Genomic DNA, 8,728 nt, shown 5'->3' with positions numbered 1-8,728 from the left:
GCCAGCGGACATCAGCGCCGCGCCAACAGGCCGGACAGATGACCGCACCCCGACAGATCTCAACATCAAACCAAATTCACTCTTGCAGCGCAGGGGCCATCCACAGATGACAGCACCCGGACATCATCGCGCGACTAGACGACGATGCGGCCTACGGAAGCCTGCTCCGCAGCGCCCTGACACCCGGCCACGGCCCTAAACGGCGCGAACGCGAAACCGAATGGATCGCAGAGCACCTGATCGAGCAGAACGGCTGGTACATCGACCCCAACGACGGGCTCTATCGTCATCTGCTGACTAGGGTCGCACGGGGCGAACTAGCCTTTGGCCGTCTGGTACGGTCCGAGGTGATGTTGGGCGTTGACAGGTTAACTTTGCCAAGTCGAAAGCCCCCTACCCCGTGGCCCGATCAGGCAACGGCGGCCGCCCATGCGGCATCAGCGTCGGCGCGGAAGCGGCGAAGTGTGGGTCTGCTGATCAAATGGCGTTGGACGTTGAAGGTGTTGTAAATCGCCGCGTGGGTGGTGAGGAATCTCTGGGCTGAGCCTTGGGATTTGAACCGCTGCTGCTGCCGCTCCCGTCGTCGGATCGGGAGGTGGGAATTCTCCGCCCGATTGTTCTCCCGAAGCCGGCCCGGTCGATGCAGATGCCTCAGATCCAGCTGATCCAGAGCTGCGCCGTATGAGGCCAAGCCGTCGGTCGTGATCGTCTGGGGTTCGACCGGCTGGTTGTGCAATAGCCGCTTGAGCAGCTTCATCGCCGCGTCTGTATCCCGCCTGCGCTGGACCAGGACGTCGAGGACCTCGCCTTCATCGTCGACCGCGCGCCAGAGATACATCCGCTCTCCACCGATCCGGCAGACCATCTCGTCCAGGTGCCAGCGCAGCGTCGGGGGCCACCGCCGCTTTTTCACACGTCGGGCGATCAACGGTCCGAACTTGATCGTCCAGCAGCGGATCGTCTCGTAGCTGACGTCGATCCCACGCTGAGCCATGAGCTCCTCGACGTCCCGCAAAATCAAGCTGAAACGAAAGTACAGCCAGACAGCATGGCGGATCACATCTGCCGGAAACCGGTGGCGCTTGAACGAAATCGGCTTCACGAAACATCATCTCCAACAGCGGTTTAGGCAGTCATAAGTGGAGACGTTTTAGCGTTGGACTGACAGCACCACCCAGGCTGTTCGACGAAAGTCGATCTGCCCGAAGCGGTCGATCGCTGTCACGGTCCGGATCGACGCTGCCTGCGCGGCGACAGAACAGCCGATCAACGGCGAGATTTGGGAGGATTTCTATGACCGACAGCGCCGTGGGTGCGCCCGCTATGGACCAGCGAGCCCTCGACAAGCGATCCCGCCTTGTCATTCTCGCCTCGTCCGTCGGCACCGTGATCGAATGGTACGACTTCTATCTGTACGGCTCGCTGGCCGCGATCATCACGGCCCAGTTCTTCTCGGGCGTGAACGAGACCACAGGCTATATCTTCGCGCTGATGGCGTTTGCGGCCGGGTTCGCGGTGCGCCCCTTCGGAGCTGTCTTCTTCGGACGGCTCGGCGATCTTTGGGGTCGCAAGAACACCTTCCTGGTGACCATGCTGCTGATGGGCCTGTCCACCTTCGTGGTTGGTCTGTTGCCGTCCTATGCCGCCATCGGCATCGCGGCGCCGATCATCCTGGTCGTCATGCGCCTGATCCAGGGCCTGGCCCTGGGCGGGGAATATGGCGGCGCCGCAACCTACGTCGCCGAGCACGCTCCCAAGGGCAAGCGGGGCTTCTTCACCTCCTTCATCCAGATCACGGCGACCGCCGGTCTGGTTCTCAGCCTGCTGGTGATCCTGGGCGTCCGCCTGGCGGTCGGCGAGGCAGCGTTCGCTGACTGGGGCTGGCGCATCCCCTTCCTGGTCTCGATCCTGCTGCTGGGCGTATCCCTGTGGATCCGCCTGAAGCTGGACGAGAGCCCCTCGTTCCAGAAGATGAAAGCCGAGGGCAAGGGCTCGCCCACGCCGCTGAAGGACTCGTTCCTGAAATGGCCGAACCTGAAGCTGGTGCTGATCGCCCTCGTAGGCCTGACGGCGGGCCAGGCGGTAGTCTGGTACACCGGCCAGTTCTACGCCCTGTTCTTCCTGGAACGGGTCATGAAGGTCGATGCGACCCTGGTCTATATCCTGCTGGCCATCGCCCTGATCGCCGCCTCGCCCTTCTTCATCTTCTGGGGATGGCTCTCGGACAAGGTGGGACGCAAACCCGTGATCCTGGCCGGGTGCCTTCTGGCCGCCCTGACCTATTTCCCGCTGTTCCAGGCCCTGACGACCGCGGCCAATCCGGCCCTCGCCCATGCGACGGCGTCCCAGCCGGTCACCATCTATGCAGATCCGGCCGACTGTAACGTGCAGTTCGATCCGGTAGGCAAGACGGTGTTCAACCAGTCCTGCGACCTGGCCAAGTCCTATATCGCCAAGGCCGGCGTCAACTACACGAACCTGGCGGCGCCTGCCGGCGCCGTCGCCGAGGTCCGGATCGGAGACAGCGTGGTCTACCCCAGCTTCAGGGGCGAGGCGCTTCCCACGGCCGAGTTCGCGGCCGCGAAGAAGACCTGGGAAACCGGCTTGGGCGGCGCGCTGGCCACTGCAGGCTATCCCGCCAAGGCCGACAGCGATCAGGTCAACAAGCCGATGGTGGTGCTGATCCTGTTCATCCTCGGCTTCTATGTGACGATGGTCTACGGGCCGATCGCGGCGGCGCTGGTGGAGATGTTCCCGACCAACATCCGCTATACCTCGATGTCGCTGCCCTATCACATCGGTAATGGCTGGTTCGGCGGGTTCCTGCCGACCACGGCTTTCGCCATGGTCGCGGCGACCGGCAACATCTTCTACGGCCTCTGGTATCCGATCATCGTCGCCCTGGCGACGGTGGTGCTGGGCGTCCTGCTGGTCAAGGAAGGCAAGGACGTCGACCTGAACGCCTGACACGACGCAGGGCGGCAAAGGCAGGGGCGGGTGGATCGGCAATGATCCCCCGCCCTTTGCCTTGCAGGGCCAGACCCAAACCCCTCTAGATGATCTTGATGTTCAGTCTGCTGATCCTGGCGATGGTCGCCGCCTATATGGGGGTGCTGTTCTTAGTCGCCTGGCGGACGGAACGGCCGGGGCCTCATGCGCCCGTCCGTCGACCGGGCCCTTGGGCCTATGCCCTGTCGCTGGCGATCTACTGCACCTCCTGGACCTACTACGGCGCGGTCGGCACGGCGTCCCGCGACGGCTGGGAGTATCTGCCGATCTACATCGGTCCGGCCCTCGGGATCGTCGTTCTGTTCCCGATCTGGCAACGAATCGCTGCGGCCGCCCGGCGCGAGAACATCGGCTCGATCGCCGACTTCATCGCCGCCCGATATGGAAAGAGCCAGACGCTCGGGGCCCTGGTCGCCAGCGTCGCGATCATGGGGTCGCTGCCCTATATCGCGCTGCAGCTGAAATCACTGTCCATGGCCTGGCAGCTGGTAACCGCGGGCACGCCCGTCGCCGGGTCCGAGCGGCTGACGGTCAGCGTCATCGCCTGCATTCTGGCCGGGTTCACCATCCTGTTCGGGGCGCGTCGCCCGGACCTGACCGAGCACAATCGCGGCCTGATCCAGGCCATCGCCCTGGAGTCGATCGTCAAGCTGGCGGCGCTCGTGGCCGTCGCGATCTTCGCGGCTCTGCTCCTGTTCGGCTCGCCTTCGCCCGACGCGGTGACGGCCGCCCTGAAGGATCTCGCCGCTCCCCCCGTGATCGACGCGCGCTTCATCGCCATCACCGTGCTGGCGACGCTCGCCATCTTCTGCCTGCCGCGCCAGTTCCACGTCGCCTTCGTGGAGGAGGCGCAGCCCGCCCAGATTCGCCGCGCGCGCTGGGTCTTTCCGATCTATCTCCTGATCACCAGCCTGGCCGTCGTGCCGCTGCTCGCGGCAGGCGGCGTGTTCACGCGGATCGCCAACCCCGACCTGTATGTGTTGGACCTGCCCTTCTCCCAGGGCGCCACGCTGCTGACCGCCGTAGTCTTCGTCGGTGGTTTCTCGGCAGCCACCGCCATGGTGATCGTGGAGACCGTCGCCCTTTCTGCCATGGCGTCCAACAGCCTGATCCTGCCCTTGCTGGCCCGCGGTCGGTGGCGGCGGCGAGAGGATTCCTCGGACGTCGCCAAGACCATCCTGCAGGTTCGTCGGATCGTCATCTGCGGCATCCTTCTGTTGGCCTGGCTCTATTTCCAAGCCATCGATCGCTCGTCCGGCCTGGCGTCGATCGGCCTGACGTCGTTCGCCGCCCTCGCCCAGCTGGCGCCCGCGCTGTTCGGCGCGGTGATGTGGCGAGACGGCCATGCACGCGGGGCCATCGCCGGGATCATCTGCGGCACGGCGATCTGGCTATTGCTGCTGGCCTTGCCGCAAATCGGCTCCACTCTTGGCGCCGGCGCGATCCGGCCGTTCGGTCTGGATGACGCCCTCCCCGCCGCCGTCTTCGTGAGCCTGGGCCTCAATACCCTGGTCTATGTCCTGGTCTCGCGCGCCGCCCAGCCACGACTGATCGATCGCATCCAGGCTCGCGCCTTCGTCGATCGCCTGAGTGCGGACTGGCGGGAACAGGCGTCCGCCCCGTCCGGCGCCTCGGTAGGCGATCTGAAGACTCTGGTCGCCCGGTTCGTAGGCGATCCCGGGGCCGAGCGGGCCTTTGCTGCCTTCGGGCGAGAGACCGGCCGCGTCCTGAAGGACGCCGAACCGGCCGATGCGGGCCTGGCGCGTGCGGCCGAGCGGATGTTGGCGGGCGCGGTCGGGGCCTCCTCGGCCCGACGGGTCATCTCTGCGGCGCTCGCCGGCGGCGGTCGCGCGCCGGAGGACGTGGTGCGCATGCTCGACGAGGCGTCCCAGGCAGTCCAGTTCAACCGGGAACTGCTGCAGGCCACACTCGACAACATCGACCAGGGTGTCAGCGTGGTCGATGAGGACCTGCGACTCATCGCCTGGAACGCCCGCTATATCGAACTGTTCGGCCTGCCGTCAGGCTTCGTCCACGTCGGCCAGCCGGTGGCCTCGGTCTATCGGCTGAATGCCGAGCGGGGTGAAGTCGAACAAGGCGATCTCGAAGCCTGGATCGAGCGGCGACTGGAGGCGCTGCGACGCCGCGAGCCGCATGACCACGAGCGCGCTCAGCCGACCGGTCGCATCCTCAAATCGACCGGCGCGCCGATGTCCGGGGGCGGCTATGTCACCAGCTACACGGATATCACTGAGCTGCGCCGCGCGGCCCTCGCGCTGGAGGAGGCCAACGAGCAACTTGAGGCCCGCGTGGCGGACCGGACCGAACGACTGGTCGAGGCGAAACAGGCGGCTGAAGACGCCACGGCCTCCAAGACCCGCTTCCTCGCCGCCGCCAGTCACGACCTGCTGCAGCCGCTTCACGCCGCCCGGCTATTCATCGCGGCGCTGAAGGAGGGCAAGGGCGCGCAGGAGCCCGAGACCTGGCGTCTGGTGGACAACGCGGATCGTTCGATCGAATCCGCCCACGGCCTGCTGAAAGCCCTGCTCAACCTCTCACGGCTCGAGGCCGGCGGCGTACGGCCGACCGTCGGGGCCCTGTCGGTCGAGGCCCTGTTCTCCGACATACGGCGCGAGTTCACGCCCCTCGCGGTCGAGAAGGGGCTGCGACTGAGCGTCATATCATCAGGTCGATGGGTGCTGTCCGACGCCGATTTGCTGCGCTCCCTGCTTCAGAACCTGGTCGGAAACGCCATCCGATACACCGACAAGGGCCGCATCCTCGTCGGGGCGCGCAAGATCGGCGAGACGTTGAGGATCGACATCCTGGATACCGGTCGCGGCATCGCCGAAGATCAGCGGGAGGCGATCTTCACCGAGTTCACCCGGCTGCCGGGACAGGGCGGCGACGAGCCTGGCGTCGGACTGGGTCTGGCCATCGTGCACCGGGTCGCCAGCTTGCTCGATCACCCGCTGGCGCTGCGATCCAGCCCGGGTCGCGGGTCCGCGTTTTCGGTCACCGCACCGCTCGCGGAGGCCATCGCCTCGGCGCCGACGCCGCAGCTTTCTCTGCAGCGTTTGTCGACGGGGCTGCGGGTCCTTTGCGTGGACAACGAGCCGGTCATCCTCGAGGCGCTCAGCGCCCTGCTCACGCGCTGGGGCATGACCGTCGTGACGGCCCCGGACGCGGCCTCCGCCGTCGCGGTCAAGGGCGCATTCGACGCCGCCCTGATCGATCTCCATCTGGGCGAAGGCCCCGATGGCCTCGTCGTGATCGAAACGCTGAAGGCGCGCGGCGTCGGCCATCTCGCCCTGATCAGCGCCGATGCCGACCCGACCCTCCCCGCGCGGGCGGCGGCGGCTGGAGCCGTCCTGATGTCCAAGCCGGTCAAGCCGGCGAATCTGAAGGCATTCCTGTCCAGCAAGAGAGGGACCTGAGCGGCGTTCGCCTTCTACCTCAGCCCCCCGTGGTCAGAGCCTGGGCTGCGATCACGGCCTGCGTCCGGTTATGAACGCCCAGCTTGCGGAACACGCCGGTCAAATGCGCCTTGATCGTCGCCTCGGTGACGCCGAGGTCGAAGGCAATCTGCTTGTTCAAACGTCCATGCTGCAATCCGATCAGGATCTTCAGCTGGGATGGCGTGAGGCTGGCGATCCGCGCCTCCATGGACTCGACCACCGGGGCATCCGGCAGGACCGGAGCCCATACCTCGCCGGCCAGGATGGACGCCAGCGCCTCGACCATCATCGCCAGGGTGGCGGACTTGGGGATGAAGCCCGCCGCGCCGAATGCAAGCGCCCGACGGACGGTGGCCTCATCTTCGCTGGCGGAGACGATCGCGACCGGTGCAGCCGGAAAGTCGGCGCGAATGCCGGCAAGGCCGGCGAAGCCCTCGCTGTCCGACAGCTTCAGGTCCAGCAGCAGCAGATCGACCGGGCCGGCCGACAGGGCGGCGCGCGCCCCGGCGAGGCTGGACGTTTCCTCGATCAAGCCCATGGGCGCCGCGCGCATCAGCGCCGTCGCGAGGGCAGCCCGGAACAGGGGGTGATCATCGGCAATGACGATGCGGTCCATGATGACGTCTGCTCCCGGGCCGCGCTCTGGCGGCGCGTGCCCTGCGCCACTCTGACACCCCCCGACCTTGGTCGTAACTAGACCAATGGCTAATGGCTCCAAAGCGGTTCCTTCCGGAAAGGTCTCGACAGGCGCGCATCAGACGCGCCCCGGGAGGAAACCATGCTCAGACACATCCTGATGGCCGGCGTCGCAACGCTCGCCCTGATCGGCGCTCCGGTCCGGGCGCAGGACGGCGCCGCCGCGCTGGAGGCCCGGATCGCCCTGCTGGAGGCCCAGCTGGACGCGCTGAAAAGCGAGGTCCAGGCGTCGCACGCCCAGCAGACAGCCCAGGCGCGGGACATCATCCGCATCGACCAGACCGTCGTCGCCGGGCCGCCGGCACCCCCGCCCGTCGTCGCCCCGGCGGACGGCTTCCGCATCGGCAACAACGTCCTGAAAATCGGCGGCTATGTGAAGGCCGACTTCATGGCCAGTCAATACAGCGGCGGCGACCCTGCGAACGGCGACCTGTTGCGCGACTTCTACCTGCCGGGGGCGATCCCCGTCGGTGGCGCGGACGAGCGTACAGCGACCGACTTCAACGCGCGTCAGACCCGGTTCTGGCTGACGACCGACGGCATGATCGGCGGCCACAAGGTCGGCACCCGGATCGAAATGGACTTCCAGGTCCTGCCGGGGACCGGCGACCAGCGGACGACCAGCCCGTCCACTCCCGCGCTGCGCCGCGCCTTCGTGACCATCGACAACTGGCTGTTCGGCCAGGAGTGGACGAACTTCCAGAACCTTGCCGTCCTGCCCGACACGGCCGACTATGTCGGGGCTTCCGAGGGAACCGTCTTCAACCGTCAGGTCCAGGTCCGCTACACGCGCGGACCGTTCTCGATCGCGCTGGAGAATCCCGAAACGACCGTCACGCCCCATCTCGGCGCGACCCGGATCGTGGCCGACGACAACAGCCTGCCTGACCTGACCGCCCGCTATGCGATCTCCCGGCCATGGGGCGAGGCCTCGGTCGCGGGCCTCGTGCGCCAGTTGCGGTATCAGACGACAGGCGTCGGCGCGATCGACTCCTCGACCGCGGGCTGGGGCCTGTCCGCCGCAGCCAGGATCAAGGTCGGCGCCGCCGATGATCTTCGTCTGATGCTGTCCGGCGGCGAGGGCGTCGGCCGCTACGTCGGCCTGAACTTCGCCAACGACGCCGTCCTCGACGCGTCCGGAGACCTGCAGGCGATCCGCCTTGTCGCCGGCTTCGCCAGCTATCGCCATATCTGGTCGCCCCAGTGGCGCTCGAACCTGACCTGGTCGGCCCAGACCGTAGACAACGACCGGTCGATCATCGGACTCGCGGCCAACAGGTCCGCCCAGAGCGTGCGGGCCAACCTGATATGGACGCCCATCCCGGCCATGGATATCGGCGGCGAGCTCATGCATGGCGAGCGGGAGCTGGAATCGGGGCTGTCGGGTGATGTGACCCGCCTTCAGGTGTTTGCAAAATATGGCTTCTAGCGCTGTGAAGGTCCCCTCCATGACCGACCCCGACCTGTATCCCGTCCCTGCCGACTGGGCGGAACGCGCCCATATGGACGCCGCCGCCTACGAGGCCGCGCGGCTCGCGGCGCGCGAGACGCCGGACGCCTGGTGG

5 protein-coding genes are annotated in these 8,728 nt (G+C 66.6%); 3 read left to right on the top strand and 2 right to left on the bottom strand.

Translation table 11 applies throughout. The features are described 5' to 3' along the window. Positions 1 to 409: 409 nt before the first annotated feature. Positions 410 to 1,102, bottom strand: coding sequence for an IS6 family transposase (locus ACP7AZ_RS17485; protein ID WP_426039933.1), 693 nt, complete (start codon positions 1,100 to 1,102; stop codon positions 410 to 412). Positions 1,103 to 1,293: 191 nt separating this feature from the next. On the opposite strand from ACP7AZ_RS17485, the gene ACP7AZ_RS17480 reads away from it, so the two are divergent. Both ACP7AZ_RS17480 and ACP7AZ_RS17475 read left to right on the top strand, forming a co-directional pair. Then, positions 1,294 to 2,967 (top strand): MFS transporter, encoded by a 1,674-nt coding sequence (locus ACP7AZ_RS17480; protein WP_426039932.1) that lies wholly within the window; start codon positions 1,294 to 1,296, stop codon positions 2,965 to 2,967. 98 nt (positions 2,968 to 3,065) lie between these two features. After that, complete coding sequence (locus tag ACP7AZ_RS17475) at positions 3,066 to 6,446, top strand: hybrid sensor histidine kinase/response regulator (protein ID WP_426039931.1); 3,381 nt, start codon at positions 3,066 to 3,068, stop codon at positions 6,444 to 6,446. A 19-nt stretch (positions 6,447 to 6,465) separates the two neighbouring features. Here the strand turns inward: ACP7AZ_RS17475 and ACP7AZ_RS17470 are convergent, their stop codons facing one another. Next, entirely contained in the window at positions 6,466 to 7,083 is a 618-nt protein-coding gene (locus tag ACP7AZ_RS17470) for a response regulator transcription factor (RefSeq protein ID WP_426039930.1), read from the bottom strand. 162 nt (positions 7,084 to 7,245) lie between these two features. On the opposite strand from ACP7AZ_RS17470, the gene ACP7AZ_RS17465 reads away from it, so the two are divergent. Beyond that, the gene (locus tag ACP7AZ_RS17465; RefSeq protein WP_426039929.1) at positions 7,246 to 8,592 is read left to right on the top strand and encodes a DcaP family trimeric outer membrane transporter; all 1,347 of its coding nucleotides are present in this window, start codon (positions 7,246 to 7,248) and stop codon (positions 8,590 to 8,592) included. Positions 8,593 to 8,728 lie beyond the last annotated feature (136 nt).

This window comes from Brevundimonas sp. DC300-4, assembly GCF_049897365.1.
Classification (GTDB): Bacteria; Pseudomonadota; Alphaproteobacteria; order Caulobacterales; family Caulobacteraceae; genus Brevundimonas.
The sequence above is the reverse complement of the archived record's forward strand: the minus strand, read 5'-3'. Positions and strand labels throughout refer to the sequence as shown.

Bases quoted from the DNA above. Each gene is read 5' to 3' on its own strand.
- ACP7AZ_RS17480 (WP_426039932.1), top strand. From the start codon at position 1,294: ATGACCGACAGCGCCGTGGGTGCGCCCGCTATGGACCAGCGAGCCCTC.
- ACP7AZ_RS17465 (WP_426039929.1), top strand. From the start codon at position 7,246: ATGCTCAGACACATCCTGATGGCCGGCGTCGCAACGCTCGCCCTGATC.
- ACP7AZ_RS17475 (WP_426039931.1), top strand. From the start codon at position 3,066: ATGTTCAGTCTGCTGATCCTGGCGATGGTCGCCGCCTATATGGGGGTG.
- ACP7AZ_RS17470 (WP_426039930.1), bottom strand. From the start codon at position 7,083: ATGGACCGCATCGTCATTGCCGATGATCACCCCCTGTTCCGGGCTGCC.